The organism is Azospira sp., from assembly GCF_030247495.1.
GTDB classification, from domain to species: Bacteria; Pseudomonadota; Gammaproteobacteria; order Burkholderiales; family Rhodocyclaceae; genus Azospira; species Azospira oryzae.
Window position 1 is genome coordinate 77,044 of the sequence record NZ_JAOTRW010000002.1, and the last position, 16,556, is coordinate 93,599.

Annotated in this window: 19 protein-coding genes and 1 tRNA gene; 1 reads left to right on the plus strand and 19 read right to left on the minus strand. The window is 62.8% G+C overall.

What is annotated here, in order from left to right; genetic code table 11:
• Window positions 1-2: 2 nt before the first annotated feature.
• The 17 genes from nuoF to rlmE all read right to left on the minus strand — a co-directional run bounded on the left by nuoF (window position 3) and on the right by rlmE (window position 15,055).
• A complete protein-coding gene (gene nuoF / locus OEL49_RS00350) occupies window positions 3-1,331 on the minus strand; it encodes an NADH-quinone oxidoreductase subunit NuoF (protein ID WP_014238060.1) in 1,329 nt (442 codons plus the stop codon).
• Entirely contained in the window at window positions 1,331-1,804 is a 474-nt protein-coding gene (nuoE, locus tag OEL49_RS00355; protein ID WP_014238061.1) for an NADH-quinone oxidoreductase subunit NuoE, read from the minus strand. Before nuoE ends, nuoF begins: the two co-directional genes overlap by 1 nt.
• Complete coding sequence (locus OEL49_RS00360) at window positions 1,804-3,057, minus strand: NADH-quinone oxidoreductase subunit D (protein WP_014238062.1); 1,254 nt, start codon at window positions 3,055-3,057, stop codon at window positions 1,804-1,806. The genes nuoE and OEL49_RS00360 overlap by 1 nt, the downstream gene beginning before the upstream one ends.
• A 1-nt stretch (window position 3,058) precedes the next feature.
• Window positions 3,059-3,652, minus strand: coding sequence for an NADH-quinone oxidoreductase subunit C (locus OEL49_RS00365; protein WP_130458756.1), 594 nt, complete (start codon window positions 3,650-3,652; stop codon window positions 3,059-3,061).
• 15 nt (window positions 3,653-3,667) lie between these two features.
• Complete coding sequence (locus OEL49_RS00370) at window positions 3,668-4,144, minus strand: NuoB/complex I 20 kDa subunit family protein (protein WP_014238064.1); 477 nt, start codon at window positions 4,142-4,144, stop codon at window positions 3,668-3,670.
• Between the two features lie 4 nt (window positions 4,145-4,148).
• Window positions 4,149-4,523, minus strand: a complete 375-nt coding sequence (locus OEL49_RS00375) for an NADH-quinone oxidoreductase subunit A (protein WP_014238065.1) — start codon at window positions 4,521-4,523, stop codon at window positions 4,149-4,151.
• A 70-nt stretch (window positions 4,524-4,593) separates the two neighbouring features.
• Window positions 4,594-4,678, minus strand: a tRNA-Leu gene (locus OEL49_RS00380).
• A 65-nt stretch (window positions 4,679-4,743) separates the two neighbouring features.
• Complete coding sequence (gene secG / locus OEL49_RS00385) at window positions 4,744-5,133, minus strand: preprotein translocase subunit SecG (protein WP_130458757.1); 390 nt, start codon at window positions 5,131-5,133, stop codon at window positions 4,744-4,746.
• A gap of 12 nt (window positions 5,134-5,145) precedes the next feature.
• Window positions 5,146-5,904 carry a triose-phosphate isomerase gene (gene tpiA / locus OEL49_RS00390; protein WP_287873725.1) on the minus strand — a complete coding sequence of 253 codons (759 nt, stop codon included), beginning with the start codon at window positions 5,902-5,904 and terminating at the stop codon, window positions 5,146-5,148.
• A gap of 195 nt (window positions 5,905-6,099) precedes the next feature.
• Entirely contained in the window at window positions 6,100-6,876 is a 777-nt protein-coding gene (gene pstB, locus OEL49_RS00395) for a phosphate ABC transporter ATP-binding protein PstB (protein WP_014238067.1), read from the minus strand.
• Window positions 6,877-6,945: 69 nt separating this feature from the next.
• Window positions 6,946-7,884: a phosphate ABC transporter permease PstA gene (gene pstA, locus OEL49_RS00400; protein ID WP_130458759.1), complete on the minus strand. Its 939-nt coding sequence runs from the start codon at window positions 7,882-7,884 to the stop codon at window positions 6,946-6,948.
• Window positions 7,885-7,886: 2 nt separating this feature from the next.
• Entirely contained in the window at window positions 7,887-8,810 is a 924-nt protein-coding gene (pstC, locus tag OEL49_RS00405; protein WP_050804318.1) for a phosphate ABC transporter permease subunit PstC, read from the minus strand.
• Between the two features lie 123 nt (window positions 8,811-8,933).
• Entirely contained in the window at window positions 8,934-9,926 is a 993-nt protein-coding gene (locus OEL49_RS00410) for a PstS family phosphate ABC transporter substrate-binding protein (RefSeq protein ID WP_014238070.1), read from the minus strand.
• A 237-nt stretch (window positions 9,927-10,163) separates the two neighbouring features.
• Window positions 10,164-11,519, minus strand: a complete 1,356-nt coding sequence (gene glmM / locus OEL49_RS00415; protein WP_287873726.1) for a phosphoglucosamine mutase — start codon at window positions 11,517-11,519, stop codon at window positions 10,164-10,166.
• A gap of 24 nt (window positions 11,520-11,543) precedes the next feature.
• Window positions 11,544-12,368 carry a dihydropteroate synthase gene (gene folP, locus OEL49_RS00420; RefSeq protein WP_287873727.1) on the minus strand — a complete coding sequence of 275 codons (825 nt, stop codon included), beginning with the start codon at window positions 12,366-12,368 and terminating at the stop codon, window positions 11,544-11,546.
• Window positions 12,369-12,447: 79 nt separating this feature from the next.
• Window positions 12,448-14,331, minus strand: coding sequence for an ATP-dependent zinc metalloprotease FtsH (gene ftsH, locus OEL49_RS00425; protein WP_014238073.1), 1,884 nt, complete (start codon window positions 14,329-14,331; stop codon window positions 12,448-12,450).
• Window positions 14,332-14,422: 91 nt separating this feature from the next.
• The gene (rlmE, locus tag OEL49_RS00430) at window positions 14,423-15,055 is read right to left on the minus strand and encodes a 23S rRNA (uridine(2552)-2'-O)-methyltransferase RlmE (protein ID WP_014238074.1); all 633 of its coding nucleotides are present in this window, start codon (window positions 15,053-15,055) and stop codon (window positions 14,423-14,425) included.
• Between the two features lie 35 nt (window positions 15,056-15,090).
• On the opposite strand from rlmE, the gene yhbY reads away from it, so the two are divergent.
• Window positions 15,091-15,447 (plus strand): ribosome assembly RNA-binding protein YhbY, encoded by a 357-nt coding sequence (gene yhbY / locus OEL49_RS00435; protein WP_014238075.1) that lies wholly within the window; start codon window positions 15,091-15,093, stop codon window positions 15,445-15,447.
• Between the two features lie 16 nt (window positions 15,448-15,463).
• Here the strand turns inward: yhbY and OEL49_RS00440 are convergent, their stop codons facing one another.
• Together OEL49_RS00440 and greA are read right to left on the minus strand one after the other, a co-directional pair.
• Window positions 15,464-15,955: a DUF4149 domain-containing protein gene (locus tag OEL49_RS00440; protein WP_287873728.1), complete on the minus strand. Its 492-nt coding sequence runs from the start codon at window positions 15,953-15,955 to the stop codon at window positions 15,464-15,466.
• A gap of 96 nt (window positions 15,956-16,051) precedes the next feature.
• A complete protein-coding gene (greA, locus tag OEL49_RS00445) occupies window positions 16,052-16,528 on the minus strand; it encodes a transcription elongation factor GreA (RefSeq protein WP_014238077.1) in 477 nt (158 codons plus the stop codon).
• Window positions 16,529-16,556: the final 28 nt, after the last annotated feature.

Here is a 16,556-nt window from a genome sequence, read left to right on the forward strand (position 1 = left end):
CCTCAGTTCTGAGCCTTGAAGAACCCGCTACCCGCCCGCTGGACATCCTTGGGCACGAGACAGGTCTTGTGTTCGATGTGGTGCACGAATTCGTCGCGGAAGTGCTTGATGAAGCTCTTCACGGGGAAGGCGGCGGCGTCGCCCAGGGCGCAGATGGTGCGGCCCATGATGCCTTCGCAGACGGAATCGAGCAGATCCAGGTCGTCGGGACGGCCCAGGCCGTGCTCGATGCGGCTCACCACCTTGTACAGCCAGGGGGTGCCTTCACGGCAGGGAGTGCATTGGCCGCAGGACTCTTCGTGATAGAAGAAGGAGAGGCGCTCCAGAGCCTTGACCATGCAGGTGGTCTCGTCCATGACGATGACCGCACCGGAGCCCAGCATGGAGCCGGCCTTGCTGATGGAGTCATAGTCCATGGTGCATTCCATCATCACGTCGCCGGGCAGCACCGGAGCGGAAGAGCCCCCGGGAATCACCGCCTTGAGCTTGCGACCGCCGCGCACGCCGCCGGCCATCTCCAGCAGGGTGCTGAAGGGGGTGCCCAGCGGAATCTCGTAGTTGCCGGGACGATTGACGTGGCCGGAAATGGAGAACAGCTTGGTACCGCCGTTATTGGGCTTGCCCAGGTTGAGGAACTTCTCGCCACCGTCCCGGATGATGAAGGGAATGGAGCCGAAGGTCTCGGTATTGTTGATGGTGGTGGGCTTGCCGTAAAGGCCGAAGGAGGCGGGGAACGGCGGCTTGAAGCGGGGCTGACCCTTCTTGCCTTCGATGGACTCCAGCAGGGCGGTTTCTTCACCGCAGATGTAGGCGCCGTAGCCGTGGTGGGCGAACAGTTCGAAGTTGAAGCCGGAGCCCAGGATGTTCTGGCCGATGAAACCGGCGGCACGGGCTTCGTCCAGGGCATCCTCGAAGCGCTTGTACACTTCCCAGATTTCGCCGTGGATGTAGTTGTAGCCGCGGGTGGCCCCCATGGCGTAGGCGGCGATGGCCATGCCTTCGATCACGGAGTGGGGGTTGTAGCGCAGGATGTCCCGGTCCTTGAAGGTGCCGGGCTCGCCCTCGTCGGAGTTGCAGACCACGTACTTGTCGCCGGGGAAGGAGCGGGGCATGAAGCTCCACTTCAGACCGGTGGGGAAACCGGCGCCGCCCCGTCCGCGCAGGACGGAGGTCTTCACTTCGGCAATGACCTGTTCCTGGGGAATCTTTTCCGCCAGGATTTTCTTCAGGGCCTCGTAGCCGCCGCGGGCCACGTAATCCTTCAGGCTCCAGCCCGCGTCACCGTTCCAGCCGGCGGTCAGGGTGGGGTTGATCGCTCCCAGAATGGCCATTATTTCAACTCCGCCAGCAGTTGGTCGATCTGTTCCGGATTCATGTGGCTGCACATGGACCGGTTATTGACGATCATCACCGGGGCGTCGCCGCAGGCTCCCATGCACTCACCCATGACCAGGGTGAACTTGCCATCGGGAGTGGTCTCGCCGTAGCCGATGCCCAGCTTCTGCTGCAGGTACTCACCGGCGTGTTCGCCGCCGGTCAGGGCGCAGGGCAGATTGGTGCAGACGGTGAGCTTGTACTTGCCCACCGGCTTGCGATCGTACATGTTGTAGAAGGAGGCCACTTCCAGGGCCGCCATGGGCGGCATGCCGAGATAGTTGGCGACGAACTCGATGGTTTCGTCGGCCAGCCAGCCTTTTTCTTCCTGGGCGATCGCCAGAGATGCCATCACCGCCGACTGCTTTTGATCAGCCGGATACTTGGCGACCTCGCGGTCGATCTTCTTGAGGGATTCGGGAGTCAGCATCAGCGGTCAATCTCGCCAAAAACGATGTCCTGGGAGCCGATGATCGTCACCACGTCGGCGATCATGTGGCCCCGTGCCATCTCGTCCATGGCCGCCAGGTGGGCGTAGCCAGGAGCACGGATTTTCATGCGATACGGCTTGTTGGCACCGTCGGAGACGAAATAGATGCCGAACTCGCCCTTGGGATGCTCGACGGCGGCATAGGCCTCGCCTTCGGGCACGTGGATGCCTTCAGTGAAGAGCTTGAAGTGGTGGATCAGCTCTTCCATGTTGGACTTCATGCCTTCGCGGGCCGGCGGTGCAACCTTGTGGTTGTCGGTGATGACCGGACCCGGGTTCTTGCGCAGCCAGTCGATGCACTGCTTGATGATGCGGTTGGACTGGCGCATTTCTTCCATACGCACCAGATAGCGGTCGTAGGAGTCGCCGTTCACGCCGACGGGAATGTCGAAATCCAGATCGGCATAGACTTCGTACGGCTGCTTCTTGCGCAGGTCCCAGGCAATGCCGGAGCCGCGCAGCATGGCGCCGGTGAAGCCGAGCTGCAGGGCGCGCTCGGGGCTGACCACGCCGACGTTCACCAGACGCTGCTTCCAGATCCGGTTGTCGGTAAGGAGGGTGTGGTACTCGTCCAGATAGGTCGGGAAGCGATTGGTGAAGTCTTCCAGGAAATCCAGCAGGGAACCGGTGCGGTTCTCGTTCAGGGTCTTGACCGTGGACGCGCTTTTGAAGCGGTTCTCGGTGTATTGGGGCATGCGGTCCGGCAGGTCGCGATAGACGCCGCCCGGACGGTAGTAGGCTGCGTGCATGCGGGCACCGGAAACGGCCTCGTAGGCATCGACCAGGTCTTCCCGCTCGCGGAAGGTGTACAGCACCATGGCCATGGCACCCACGTCCAGGCCGTGACAGCCGATCCACAGCAGGTGGTTGAGCAGACGGGTGATCTCGTCGAACATCACGCGGATGTACTGGGCACGGACCGGCACCTCGATGCCCAGCAGCTTTTCAACGGCCAGGCAGTAGGCATGCTCGTTGGACATCATGGACACATAGTCCAGACGGTCCATATAGGGCACGGACTGAATCCAGGTGCGGGTTTCCGCCAGCTTCTCGGTAGCCCGGTGCAGCAGGCCGATGTGCGGATCGGCGCGCTGCACGACTTCGCCGTCGAGCTCCAGCACCAGGCGCAGCACACCGTGGGCCGCAGGGTGCTGGGGCCCGAAGTTCATGGTGTAGTTACGAATTTCGGCCATATCAGACGTCCCCGTAATTCTCTTCGCGCACGATGCGCGGCGTGTTTTCGCGCGGTTCGATGGTCACCGGCTGGTAGATCACCCGACCCTGGTCCGGGTCGTAGCGCATTTCGACATAACCGGAAATGGGGAAGTCCTTGCGGAAAGGATGGCCGATGAAGCCGTAATCCGTCAGGATGCGGCGCAGATCTTCGTGACCCGGGAAAACGATGCCGAACAGGTCGAAGGCTTCGCGCTCGAACCAGTTGGCGGAACTCCAGACATTGACGACGGAATCCACCGCGGGGAAGGCATCATCCGGCGCGAAGACACGCACCCGCAGACGCCAGTTCTTGGCCACCGACAACAGGTGGACCACCACCGCGTAGCGCTTGCCGCTCCAGCCGTCGTTGCCGTAGGTGGAGTAATCGACGCCGCACAGGTCGATCAACTCGTCGAAACACAGGGCTTCGGAATCGCGCAACTCCTGCATCACCTGCAGATAATCGGCGGCATCGACTTCGATGGTCGCTTCACCGAGGGCCAGCTTGAGACTCTTGAGGCGCTCACCGAACTGCGCCTGCAGGCTCTGGCCAAGGGTTTCCAGTTTGGACATGGGAACTCTCCAGGATCAGCGGGCGATGGTATTGGTACGGCGGATCTTGTTCTGCAGCTGCACCAGACCGTAAAGCAGGGCTTCAGCGGTCGGGGGGCAGCCCGGAACGTAGATATCCACCGGCACAATGCGGTCACAACCGCGCACCACGGAATAGGAATAATGGTAGTAGCCACCGCCGTTGGCACAGGAACCCATGGAGATGACCCAGCGGGGCTCCGGCATCTGGTCGTAGACCTTGCGCAGGGCGGGAGCCATCTTGTTGGTCAGGGTGCCGGCCACGATCATCACGTCGGACTGACGGGGGCTGGGACGGAAAACGATACCGAAGCGGTCCAGGTCGTAGCGGGAACAGCCGGCGTGGATCATTTCCACGGCGCAGCAGGCTAGACCGAACGTCATGGGCCACAGGGAGCCCGTACGCATGTAGTTGATCAGCTTGTCAGCGGTAGTCGTGACAAAGCCTTCCTGCAGAATACCTTCGATAGCCATACGCTTACTCCCACTCCAGCGCGCCCTTGACCCAGGCGTAGATGTATCCGACCACCAGAATGGCGATAAAAACCATCATTTCGGCGAAACCAAACCACTTCACGGCCTCGGTATTGACGATTTCCTTGAAAATCGTGGCCCAGGGGAAGAGGAAGGCAATTTCCAGGTCGAACAGGATGAAGAGGATGGCGATCAGGTAATACCGCACATCGAACTTCATACGGGCGTCTTCGAAGGCTTCGAAGCCGCATTCGTAGGGGGAGAGCTTTTCAGCGTCGGGACGGTTGGGAGCAATCAGCCAACCAAGGACAATCGGCAGAACACCGATGGCGATGCCGACCAGAATGAATAATAAGATCGGGAAGTAGTTTTCCAGCATGATCCGCCGCGCTATCGCTTCGTTCTGAAGCCCAACGACCCCTGGCGGAACCACTGGACTTCGTTGCAATTGGTGCCGACGGCGAGACTCGAACTCGCACGACTTACGTCACTACCCCCTCAAGATAGCGTGTCTACCAATTTCACCACGTCGGCACTGCCACTCTGGCACGGCAATTCGAGGACTTCTGCTTTCCGTACCAGAGAACCAAACCCAAAAATTACTTGGGAATGTCTTTCGCTTTCGAACCAACTCCAGCATCTGCCGCTGCAGCGGCGGCATCGCCGCCAACCACAGCCGGCGCGCCATTCGGCGCAGAAGCAGGCGCGGATTGTACAGCTTCCTGCATCACACTGCCACTATTTTTCGGCTTGGCCGAAGCAAGATAGGCGAGCGCCAGGCTGGTCGAAAAGAAAACGATCGCGAGGATGGCGGTGGTACGGGACAGGAAGTTGGCAGAACCGGTAGCGCCGAACAAACTGCCGGACGCACCGCTACCAAACGCAGCCCCCATATCGGCACCCTTGCCATGCTGGATCAGGACCAAACCAATGATCCCCAGGGCCGCCAGGATATGCACCACCAACACCACAGAAAACAGGTAATTCATGTCACTCTTTTCTCAAAAGGCAGCCGCACGACAAATGGCCACGAATTCTTCCGCCACCAGGGATGCGCCGCCGACCAAAGCCCCGTCGATATCGGGCATGGCAAACAACTCCGCCGCATTCCCCGCCTTGACGCTGCCACCGTAGAGCACACGCACTCCGGCAGCCACTTCTGCATTTCTTGCCGCCAGTCGGGCACGAATCCCTTCATGCACCGCCTGAGCCTGGGCGGGAGAAGCCGTGAGGCCGGTACCGATGGCCCACACGGGCTCATAGGCAACCACCGCTCCGGCGAAAACCTCAACACCCGCCGCATCCAGGACCGCATCCAGCTGAGCAGCAACCACCCCAGCCGTCTGACCGGACTCCCGCTGAGCCAGGGTTTCACCGACACACAGAATCGGCACCAACCCGCCCGCCAGAGCCTGCTTGAACTTCTTTGCCACCAGCCCGTCATCCTCGCCATAGAGCGCCCGGCGCTCCGAGTGGCCGACGATGACATAGCGACAGCCAAAATCCTTGAGCATTGCCGTACTTACCTCACCGGTAAATGCCCCCGAGACTTGCTCGCTCAGGTTTTGCGCCCCCCAACTCACTTCAGTCTTAGCCAGCTCCTGCTGGGCCTGAGCCAGGTACGGATAGGGAACACAAACGGCACACTCGACCGCAGCGGCAAGCCCCTTCACCCCGGCAACCACACCCTGGAGCAGGGAACGGTTGGCTGCCAAGCCGCCATGCATCTTCCAGTTTCCAACAACCAGTTTTTGGCGCATGACTCAAAGACTCGGATCAGGTGAAGCGCCCCCAAAACGGGAGTGCATAAAACTTTTTAATTATATCTTTTAGAAGACTCCCGGGTCAATGCAAAACCGGAGATACCGGATGCGCCGCAAATCAAGAAAAACGGCCGGAAAGTCCGGCCGTTTCTATGATTTATGGCAAATTCCGCCACTCGCAAAAAAGGACAATCAACCGAAGCGGCCGGTGATGTAGTCCTCGGTCTGCTTCTTCTGGGGCTTGATGAAAATCTGGTCGGTGATGCCGAACTCGATCAGTTCCCCCAGATACATGTAGGCCGTGAAGTCGGAAACCCGTGCCGCCTGCTGCATGTTGTGGGTAACGATGAGGATGGTGACCTTTTCCTTCAGCTCGGACACCAGCTCTTCGATGCTGGCGGTGGCGATGGGGTCCAGGGCGGAAGTGGGCTCGTCGAAGAGCAGCAGTTCGGGATCGGTAGCCAGGGCCCGGGCGATGCACAAGCGCTGCTGCTGGCCGCCGGAAAGATTGAAGGCCAGATCGTCCAGGCGGTCCTTCACCTCGTCCCACAGGGCCGCGCCGCGCAGGGCCTCCTCCACCTTCTCGTCGAGCACGGTGCGCTTCTTCTCGCCGCGCACGCGCAGGCCATAGGCAACGTTCTCGTAGATGGACTTGGGAAAAGGATTGGGTTTCTGGAACACCATGCTGATGCGCATGCGCACTTCGATGGGATCCACCTTCTCGGCCAGCAAGTTGGTCTGGTCGGGAAAGAAGTTGATGGCGCCCTGATAGCGGTTACCCGGGTAGAGGTCGTGCATGCGGTTGAAGCAGCGCAGGAAGGTGGATTTGCCGCAGCCGGAAGGGCCGATCAGGGCCGTCACCTTCTTCTCGTAGACCGGCATGTTGAGACCCTTGAGGGCATGGAAGCCGCCGTAGAAGAAATTCAGGTCCTTCGCTTCGGCCTTGACGATCGGGGTTGCAGTGGTCATGGATTAATTCCTGTTGGAGCGCCTGTTAAAGGCAGGCACGGTCAATTCGATAGAGGGCGAGGTCCGGCCTTACCACTTGATGTTCTTGCGCAGGCGATAGCGGATCCAGATCGCCAGGGCATTCATGGTCAGGGTCATCAGCACCAGGACGAAGCCGGCAGCGGCCGCATTCTGGTGGAAGGCCTCTTCGGGACGGGAGGTCCAGTTGAACATCTGGATCGGCATCACCGTGAAGGGGGCGAAGACCCAGTCGAAGGGACCGGCCATGGGCTCGCCGGTGAAGGGTGCCGGCGGCAGGAAGGCAATGAAGGTCAGGGCGCCGATGGTGATGATGGGCGCCGTCTCGCCGATGGCCCGGGCCATGCCGATGATGACCCCGGTGAGGATGCCGGCGGAGGAATAGGGCAGGATGTGATCCCGCACCACCTGCCACTGGGTGGCGCCGCAACCGTAGGCACCTTCGCGCACATAGATGGGAATGGCGCGGATAGCCTCCCGGGTGGCGACGATGACCACCGGCAGGATCAAGAGAGCCAGGGTCAGGCCGGCGGAGAGGATGCTCTGGCCGAAGCCGAACTGATAGACGAAGATGCCCAGGGCCAGCAGGCCATAGACGATGGAAGGCACGCCGGCCAGGTTGGTGACGTTGATCTCGATGATGTCGGTCATCAGGTTCTTCGGCGCGTATTCCTCCAGGTAGACCCCGGCGGCCACGCCCAGGGGCACGGCGGCCAGGGCGGTGACGATCATCACCAGGGTGGAGCCCACCCAGGCGGAGAGGATGCCCGCCTGCTCCGGACGACGGGAGGGGAAGTTGGTGAAGAAATCCACCGACAGGCGGGGACCGCCTTCTACCACCATCTGGGCGAAGAGGGAAACGAAGGTCAGCACGCCCAGCATCAGGGCGCACAGGCCGAGCAGGGCGAACAGGAGATCCCAGCGCTTGTGGCGCGCGATGATGCGACGGATTTCCTGCAGACGGGCAGCAACGACAGCGGTATCGCTCATGATCAGTAAGCCTCGCGGAACTTCTTGCGCATGATGTGACCGATGACGTTGAAGAACAGGGTAATCAGCATCAGGGTCAGACCCGCGGCGAAAATGGTCTGGTAGCCCACGGAACCGTGGGGCAGGTCACCCAGGGCCACCTGGACGATGTAGGCGGTGATGGTGGCCGCCGGCTCCAGGGGATTCCAGGTCAGGTTGGGCTGCATGCCGGCGGACACGGCCAGGATCATGGTCTCGCCCACCGCCCGGGAGATGCCCAGGATGTAAGCGGCGGCCAGGCCGGAAGTGGCGGCGGGCGCTACCACCTTGACCGCCGTCTGGAAGCGGGTGGCGCCCATGGCGTAGGAGCCCTCGCGCAGGCTCATAGGCACGGCGCGCATGGCGTCCTCGGCCACCGAGCTAACGTAGGGCACGATCATGATGCCCATGACGATGCCGGCGGACAGCAGGTTGAAGCCGGGCAGGTCCGGGTAAATCTGCTGCAGCAGCGGGGTGATGAACATCAGGGCGAAGTAGCCGTAGACGATGGTCGGCACGCCGCCCAGCAATTCAAGGAAGGGCTTGGCGATTTCGCGCACCTTGAAGGGAGCGAATTCGGAAAGGTAGATGGCGATGATGGTCCCCAGGGGAATGGCCACCAGCAGGGCCACACCGGAGCTCACCAGGGTGCCGGAAACCAGGGGCAGGATGCCGAAATGGGCATCGTCAAACAGAGGCGTCCACTGGGTATCGGTAAGGAAGTCGATGAGGGGCACGTGGTCGAAGAAGACCAGGGACTCCTTCACCAGGATAAAGACGATCCCGGCCGTGGTCGCCACGGAAACCAGGGCTGCCGCCAGCAGGATGAATTCAATGATGGTTTCGCGCAGGTGGCGGGTACGCCGCCGCACGAAACGCTCGCTCACATGGTCAAGGGGTACGGCCACAGGCGCATCCGATACAAGGGTGGAAGACATAACGGGATTTTCGGGGCTCATTCTAATGGAGTCCGGCAGGGCCGGGGCTCAAAAAAGGCGGCCCGCCGCAACGGGCCGCCCTGCTGCAACAGCTTAGAGTTGAGCTTCGCGCTTGATCAGTTCTTCGATCTTCATGCCGACAGCTTCAGTGCCACCGAAGACGGTGCCGGCCTTCTTCTTGGCCAGGCGTTCCCGGTTGGCTTCATACACCTTGCCGGGCAGGGCCACGTACTTCACTTCCTTGACCAGCTTGGGGGCGTTCTTCAGGTAGAACTCGACGAACTCCTTGACCTCGGGCTTTTCCAGGGACTTGGCGTTCACGTAGATGAAGATGGGACGGGACAGGGGAGCGTAGGAACCGTTCTCCACGGTCTCGGGGGAAGGCAGGACGCCGCCCTTGCCGTTGTCGATGGACACGGCCTTCAGCTTCTTCTGGTTTTCAATGTAGTAGGCGTAGCCGAAGTAGCCCAGGCCGCCCTTGTCGCGGGAAACGCCCTGCACCAGCACGTTGTCGTCTTCGGAGGCGGTGTAGTCGCCGCGGGAGGACTTGGCCTTGCCGACCACGGCTTCGGTGAAGTAGTCGAAGGTGCCGGAATCGGCGCCGGGACCGTAGAGCTTCAGGGGCACGTCCGGATAGGCCGGGTTCACCTGGTTCCAGTTGGTGATCTTGCCCTGGGCGGCGGGTTCCCAGATGGCCTTCAGTTCGGCCACGGTCATGTTCTTGATGAAGTTGTTCTGGGGATTGACGATGACGGTCAGGGCGTCATAGGCAATGGGCAGTTCGTAGTAGGCAATGCCCAGTTCCTTGCAGGCGTCCATTTCCTTCTTCAGGATGGGACGGGAGGCATTGGAAACGTCGGTCTCGCCGCGGCAGAACTTCTTGAAACCGCCGCCGGTGCCGGAAATACCCACGGTCACCTTGATGGCGTTCTTCTTTTCCTTCTGGAAATCCTCGGCCACCGCCTCGGTAATGGGATACACGGTGGAAGAGCCATCCACCTTCACCAGTGCGGACTGGGCGTGGGCGATACCGGAAACGGCCAGGCCGGCAAGACCCAGGGCAGCGGCGATTTTGGCAAATTTCATCAGGTTTTCTCCTTGGAGGGGTTACACGCATAAGACGGTGCATTTCACTACCCTGCGGAGTCTACCTAGCCACTATTACACTTCCGTTACATCGCTGTAATAAATCCGGACCACCCCCTCTTCCACCGGAAAGGGCGGCCAGGATCAAGCAAAGACGGGTATCTTGGCCATGCAATGGCCAAGATACCCGCCCTTCCTGCCTCCCCGGGATGGCCCCGGGAAGAATGCCGCCCCGCCTTATTCGCCGACGGCCTGGCGCACGGCGCCGGCCAGCTTCTCCGCCAGACGGGCAATCAGTTCGCCATCCTGCCCTTCCACCATCACCCGCAGCAGGGGCTCGGTGCCGGAAGCGCGCAGCAGCACCCTGCCCCGTCCGTCCAGCTCCGCCTCCACCGCCCGCTGGGCCGCGGCAATGGCCGGGCTGTCCTGCCAGGGGAAGCCCTTGGGCATGGGCACGTTGATCAGTTTCTGCGGATACAGCACCAGGTCCCCGAGCAGGGCCTTGAGGCTGCCGCCCTGCTGGCGCAGGGCCGCCAGCACCTGCAGCGCAGCGATGATGCCGTCGCCGGTGGTGTGCCGGTCGAGGCAGAGGATGTGGCCGGAATTCTCGCCGCCGTAGAGCCAGCCGTTCTGCACCAGCTTTTCCAGCACGTAGCGGTCGCCCACGGCAGCCCGGGCGAAGGGAATGTCCAGGGCCTTGAGGGCATCTTCCAGGGCCAGGTTGGTCATCAGGGTGCCGGCCACGCCGGCCACCGGGCCCAGGGCCTGGCGGCCGCGGACGATGGCGTAGAGCAGCTGGTCGCCGTCGTAGACGTTGCCCTCCCCGTCCACCATCACCAGCCGGTCGCCGTCGCCGTCCAGGGCGATGCCCAGATCGGCCCGCTGGCCCAGCACCGCTTCCTTGAGGGCCTTGGGCGCCGTGGCGCCGACGGCGGCGTTGATGTTGAGGCCGTCCGGACGGTTGCCGATGGCCACCACGTCCGCCCCCAACTCGTGGAAGACGTCCGGCGCGATGTGGTAGGCGGCACCATGGGCGCAGTCCACCACGATCTTCAGGCCGCGCAGGTCCAGATCGTTGGGGAAGGTGCTCTTGCAGAATTCGATGTAGCGACCCCGGGCGTCGTCGATGCGCCGGGCCTTGCCCAGGCGGTCCGAGGGCACGCAGCCCATGGGCGCTTCCACGCCGGCCTCGATGGCATGTTCCACCGCATCCGGCAGCTTGGTGCCCTGGGCCGAGAAGAACTTGATGCCGTTATCGTAGAAGGGGTTGTGGGAGGCGGAGATGACGATGCCGGCCTGCAGCCGCAGGGCCCGGGTCAGGTAGGCCACCGCCGGCGTCGGCATGGGACCCACCAGGCAGACATCGACGCCGGCGGCGGAAAAACCGGCCTCCAGGGCCGCTTCCAGCATGTAGCCGGAAATCCGGGTGTCCTTGCCGATCAGCACTGCCGGACGCTCGCCGGCGGGCAGCCCGTCCTGGGCCACCAGCACCTGGCCGGCGCTGTAACCCAGGCGCATGGCGAAATCCGGCGTGATCGGCGCTTCGCCGACGCGGCCCCGCACACCATCGGTACCGAAATATTTTCTGCTCATGGTTGTCCTCGTAACTTTCAGTGTTCAGGCGGCCACGGCCTGCCAGACAGTCAGGGCGTCCCGGGTGGCGGCCACGTCATGCACCCGCAGGATGCGGGCGCCGCGCTGGGCAGCCAGGAGATGGGCGGTCACGCTGGCCGCCAGCCGCTCTGCCACGGGCTTGCCGGTGAGGGCGCCCAGCATGGTCTTGCGCGACATGCCGGCGAGAACGGGCAGGCCGTCCACCGTGGTTTCCGGCAGGTGGCGCAACAGGGCCAGGTTGTGTTCCAGGGTCTTGCCAAAGCCGAAGCCCGGGTCCAGCACCAGGCGCTCGTCGGCGATGCCGGCGGCCCGGACAGCGGCAACCCGCCGGGCCAGGAAATCCCGCACCTCCGCTACCACATCGCCGTAGCTGGGCTGCTGCTGCATGGTGCGGGGTTCGCCCTGCATGTGCATGAGGCAGAGGCCGCAATCGCTGTCAGCCACGGCCTCCAGGGCACCGGGATAGCTCAGGGCGGCGATGTCGTTGATCATGTCGGCGCCGGCCGCCAGCACGGCCCGCATCACTTCCGGCTTGTAGGTATCCACCGAGAGGGGCACGCCGCAATCCTTGAGGGCCGCCAGCACCGGCAGCAGCCGCTCCAGCTCCTCTTCCGCGGTGGCCGGGATGGCGCCGGGACGGGTCGATTCGGCCCCCAGGTCCAGCATGTCGGCACCGGCCGCAATCTGGGCCCGGGCGTGGGCCGCGGCCCGTTCTGCATCGGTGGCCAGGCCGTCGCCGGAAAAGGAGTCGGGGGTGAGATTGACGATCCCCATGATCAGGGGCCGTTCCAGGGAAAGGGTGAATTTCCCGCAGCGCAAAAGGGACATGTGGACAGCAGACAAAAGAAAAGGCCGGAAGGATGATCCTCCCGGCCCCGTATTGTAACGCCTGGCAACCAGGCCGTGATCAGGCCGTGGCGGCAGCGCTGGGCGCAGCGCCCGGGGAATTGCTGTCGGCAGACGACTTGGGCGGCGTCTGGGGCGCCTTGGGCGGGCGCGGTTCCTTGCCTTCCATGATGTCGTTGATCTGGTCTGCGTCGATGGTTTCCCACTCCAGCAGGGCGGCGGTCATGGCCTCCACCTTGTCCCGGTTGTCTTCCAGCAGCTTGCGGGCAAGGCCGTACTGCTGGTCGATGATGCGGCGGATTTCCTTGTCCACCAGCTGCATGGTGGCTTCGGAAACGTTCTTGTGGGTGGTGACGGAACGGCCGAGGAACACTTCGCCTTCGTTCTCGCCATAGACCATGGGGCCCAGGGCGTCGGTCATGCCGTAGCGGGTGACCATGTCCCGGGCCATCTGGGTAGCCCGCTCGAAATCGTTGGAAGCGCCGGTGGTCATCTGGTTCATGAACACCTCTTCGGCGATGCGGCCGCCGAAGAGAATGGCGATGCGGTTCATCAGATATTCCCGGTCGTAGGCGTAACGGTCTTCCACCGGCAGCTGCATGGTGACGCCGAGGGCCCGGCCCCGGGGAATGATGGTGACCTTGTGCACCGGATCGGCCTTGGGCAGCAGCTTGGCGACAACGGCATGGCCGGACTCGTGGTAGGCCGTGTTGCGCTTTTCTTCCTCGCTCATGACCATGCTGCGGCGCTCGGCGCCCATCATGATCTTGTCCTTGGCCTTCTCGAAGTCCTCCATGTCCACCAGGCGCTTGTTGCTGCGGGCGGCAAAGAGGGCGGCTTCGTTCACCAGGTTGGCCAGATCGGCACCGGAGAAACCGGGGGTGCCGCGGGCCACGATGTCGGCACGCACGTCACCGGCCACCGGCACCTTGCGCATGTGCACCTTGAGGATTTCCTCCCGGCCGCGGATGTCGGGCAGGGGTACCACCACCTGGCGATCGAAACGGCCCGGGCGCAGCAGGGCGGGGTCGAGCACGTCGGGACGGTTGGTGGCGGCGATGACGATGATGCCGGTATGGCCCTCGAAACCGTCCATTTCCACCAGCAGCTGGTTCAGGGTCTGTTCCCGCTCGTCGTTGCCACCGCCCAGGCCGGCGCCGCGCTGGCGGCCGACGGCGTCGATTTCGTCGATGAAGATGATGCAGGGGGCGTGTTTCTTGGCGTTTTCGAACATGTCGCGGACCCGGGCCGCGCCCACGCCGACGAACATTTCCACGAAGTCGGAACCGGAGATGGAGAAGAACGGCACCTTGGCCTCGCCGGCGATGGCCTTGGCCAGCAGGGTCTTACCCGTACCCGGGTTGCCCACCATCAGCACGCCCTTGGGAATGCGGCCGCCCAGCTTCTGGAACTTGGAGGGGTCCCGCAGGAAATCCACCAGCTCGGACACTTCTTCCTTGGCCTCGTCGCAGCCGGCCACGTCGGCGAAGGTGACTGTGTTGTTGGATTCGTCCAGCATGCGGGCCTTGGACTTGCCGAAGGAAAAGGCGCCGCCCTTGCCGCCGCCCTGCATCTGGCGCATGAAGAAGACCCAGACGCCGATGAGGAGCAGCATGGGGAACCAGCTGACGAAGATGCTCATCAGCATGGAGGGTTCTTCATCCGGCTTGGCCTCGATCTTGACGCCGTACTTGAGCAGGTCGGAAACCAGCCAGATGTCGCCCGGCGAATAGGAAGTGACGCGCTTGCCTTCCGTCGTGGTGGCCTTGAGGGTGCGGCCTTCCATCACCACCTTGTTGATACGACCAGCCTTCACCTCGTCGATGAACTGGGAGTATTCCATGGAGTTCTGGGCAACCTGACGGTTGTTGAACTGATTGAACACCGTCATCAGGACCAGGCCAATCACCAGCCAGATGGCCAGGTTTTTAAACATGTTGTTCAAGTGTGCTCCTCTCGCCGCTCAACGGCGGCTAAACCTCGAATGCCACGAATGGTCCATTCTAAACCGAAAGCCGGTCTGACAGCAGGCGGGGCTATACGGACCCACCATGCTTGAGACGCCGGCCGAGCAAATAGAGTTCCGGACTGCGATCCCGGGACGACTTGGGCTTGCGTGTCGCCACCACCTCGAAGGTCTCCCGCATGGCCGCCAGGAACTCGTTGAAACCGCTGCCCTGGAAGACCTTGACGAGGAATGCGCCATCCGGCTTGAGGTGCTCCCGGGCGAATTCCAGGGCCAGTTCGCACAGATAGATGGAGCGCGCCTGATCGGAAACGTTCACCCCCGATATATTGGGGGCCATGTCCGAAAGTACAAGCCCCACCTGGCGCCCCGCCAGGCGCGACTCGAACTCCCGCAGCACCGATTCCTCGCGGAAATCCCCCTGCATGAAGTCCACACCGGCGATACCCTGCATTTCCAGAAGGTCGATGGCGAACACCTTGCCGCCCTCCCCCACCCGCTGCACGGCCACCTGACACCAGCCGCCGGGGGCCGCCCCCAGGTCCACCACCACCTCGCCGGGCTTGAGGAGTTTGTCCTTGTCGTCGATCTCGAGCAGCTTGAAGGAGGCGCGGGAACGCCAGCCCTCGGCCTTGGCCCGATGGACAAAATGATCATTGACGTGTTCTTGCAGCCACGCCTTGCTGGTCTTGGAACGTGCCATCCAGTAGAATCCGCGTTTTGAATCAGGTGCTTCCTATGCTTTCCCTCAATGCCGACCAGCGCCGCGCTCTGCGAGCCCGTGCCCATTCCCTCGACCCCGTCGTCAGCATCAGCCAGAACGGCCTCTCTGAAGGGGTGATGAAGGAGATCGACGCCTCCCTGAAGAGCCATGAGCTCATCAAGGTCCGGGTGTACAACGACAACCGGGAAGAACGGGAACAGTTCCTCCAGGAAATCTGCCAGCAACTCGACGCTGCCCCGGTGCAGCACATCGGCAAACTGCTGGTACTGTGGCGCCCCACTCTGGACGCCGCCGGCAAGCCGGTCAAGGCCGCCCCCCAGCGCCGTCCCCGCTCCGCCCCCCGCCGCACCAAGCGCAGCTTCCAGGCCTGAACAGGCACGCCGGTGGTCAGGCCACAGCAGGCCGCCGGCTCTCCACTCCCCCCAGCATCACCAGAATCAGCCCCGCCAGGCTCTGCAGCAGGTAGAGGGCGCTGGACAAGGCATGCCAGAAGGCGAACTCCGGCCCCAGGAACGCCACGTCCGGCGGCAAGGGGGGCAATTGGGCCTTGATGCCGGCAATCACCGGCTGCAGCCAGAACAGCTGGGCCGCCGCCAGCAGCCACAACACCGACAGCAACAGCAGACGCAGCCGCCGCTCGCGGCCGGCCACCTGGGTGCGACGCACATAAACCAGGAGCAGGATGCCGGCCGCCATGCCGATCCAGCCGACGATGAAGAACAGCTTGCCCGCCACTTCCCCGGCCACCAGCCTGGGCAGGCTGGCAAACAGCACCGGCGCGGCCAGGTAACCCACCGCCCACAGGGCACCGACCCAGAGGACCAACAGTCCGCGGCAGAGCGCCGTGGCCAGGCGGGACAGGACGGCAGGCTTGGTCATCTTTGGTTCAAGACAAAAACCAAGGCCCTGCCACCCCTGCCAGGACAGCGGCAGATCGGTTGAACAGGGCCCGGGACATGATGGGTTACGCCGGACTTATTCGTAACGCACGTCGAGGATTTCATACTCCCGCAGGCCGCCCGGAGCCTGCACCTGGGCGATATCGCCGGCATATTTGCCGATCAGGGCGCGGGCCAGGGGGGAGTTGAAGGAAATCTTGCTTTCCTTGATGTCCGCCTCATCCTCACCCACGATCTGGTAGGTCACCTGGGCACCGGAATCCTGGTCCTCCAGATCGACGGTGGCGCCGAAAACGCAGCGTCCGTCCGCATCCAGGGCCTGGGGATCGATGATCTGGGAATGGGAAAGCTTGCCTTCCACTTCCTGGATCCGGCCCTCGATGAAGCCCTGGCGCTCCTTGGCGGCATCGTACTCGGCATTTTCCGAGAGGTCGCCGTGGGAACGGGCTTCGGCAATGGCGGCAATGACATTGGGCCGATCCACCGTCTTCAGGCGGTGCAGTTCGGCGCGAAGTTTCTCGGCGCCCTTAACGGTCAGAGGAATCTTGCTCATAGCGCGTCTATCAAAGCAAAACCGCCGG

Coding starts and splice junctions, on each gene's coding strand:
- pstB (WP_014238067.1), bottom strand. CDS start 6,876: ATGACCACTGCAACCCCGATCGTCAAGGCCGAAGCGAAGGACCTGAAT.
- folP (WP_287873727.1), bottom strand. CDS start 12,368: ATGTCCCTTTTGCGCTGCGGGAAATTCACCCTTTCCCTGGAACGGCCC.
- OEL49_RS00365 (WP_130458756.1), bottom strand. CDS start 3,652: ATGTCCAAACTGGAAACCCTTGGCCAGAGCCTGCAGGCGCAGTTCGGT.
- OEL49_RS00370 (WP_014238064.1), bottom strand. CDS start 4,144: ATGGCTATCGAAGGTATTCTGCAGGAAGGCTTTGTCACGACTACCGCT.
- OEL49_RS00375 (WP_014238065.1), bottom strand. CDS start 4,523: ATGCTGGAAAACTACTTCCCGATCTTATTATTCATTCTGGTCGGCATC.
- tpiA (WP_287873725.1), bottom strand. CDS start 5,904: ATGCGCCAAAAACTGGTTGTTGGAAACTGGAAGATGCATGGCGGCTTG.
- OEL49_RS00360 (WP_014238062.1), bottom strand. CDS start 3,057: ATGGCCGAAATTCGTAACTACACCATGAACTTCGGGCCCCAGCACCCT.
- nuoF (WP_014238060.1), bottom strand. CDS start 1,331: ATGGCCATTCTGGGAGCGATCAACCCCACCCTGACCGCCGGCTGGAAC.
- secG (WP_130458757.1), bottom strand. CDS start 5,133: ATGAATTACCTGTTTTCTGTGGTGTTGGTGGTGCATATCCTGGCGGCC.
- greA (WP_014238077.1), bottom strand. CDS start 16,528: ATGAGCAAGATTCCTCTGACCGTTAAGGGCGCCGAGAAACTTCGCGCC.
- OEL49_RS00440 (WP_287873728.1), bottom strand. CDS start 15,955: ATGACCAAGCCTGCCGTCCTGTCCCGCCTGGCCACGGCGCTCTGCCGC.
- rlmE (WP_014238074.1), bottom strand. CDS start 15,055: ATGGCACGTTCCAAGACCAGCAAGGCGTGGCTGCAAGAACACGTCAAT.
- nuoE (WP_014238061.1), bottom strand. CDS start 1,804: ATGCTGACTCCCGAATCCCTCAAGAAGATCGACCGCGAGGTCGCCAAG.
- yhbY (WP_014238075.1), top strand. CDS start 15,091: ATGCTTTCCCTCAATGCCGACCAGCGCCGCGCTCTGCGAGCCCGTGCC.
- glmM (WP_287873726.1), bottom strand. CDS start 11,519: ATGAGCAGAAAATATTTCGGTACCGATGGTGTGCGGGGCCGCGTCGGC.
- OEL49_RS00410 (WP_014238070.1), bottom strand. CDS start 9,926: ATGAAATTTGCCAAAATCGCCGCTGCCCTGGGTCTTGCCGGCCTGGCC.
- pstA (WP_130458759.1), bottom strand. CDS start 7,884: ATGAGCGATACCGCTGTCGTTGCTGCCCGTCTGCAGGAAATCCGTCGC.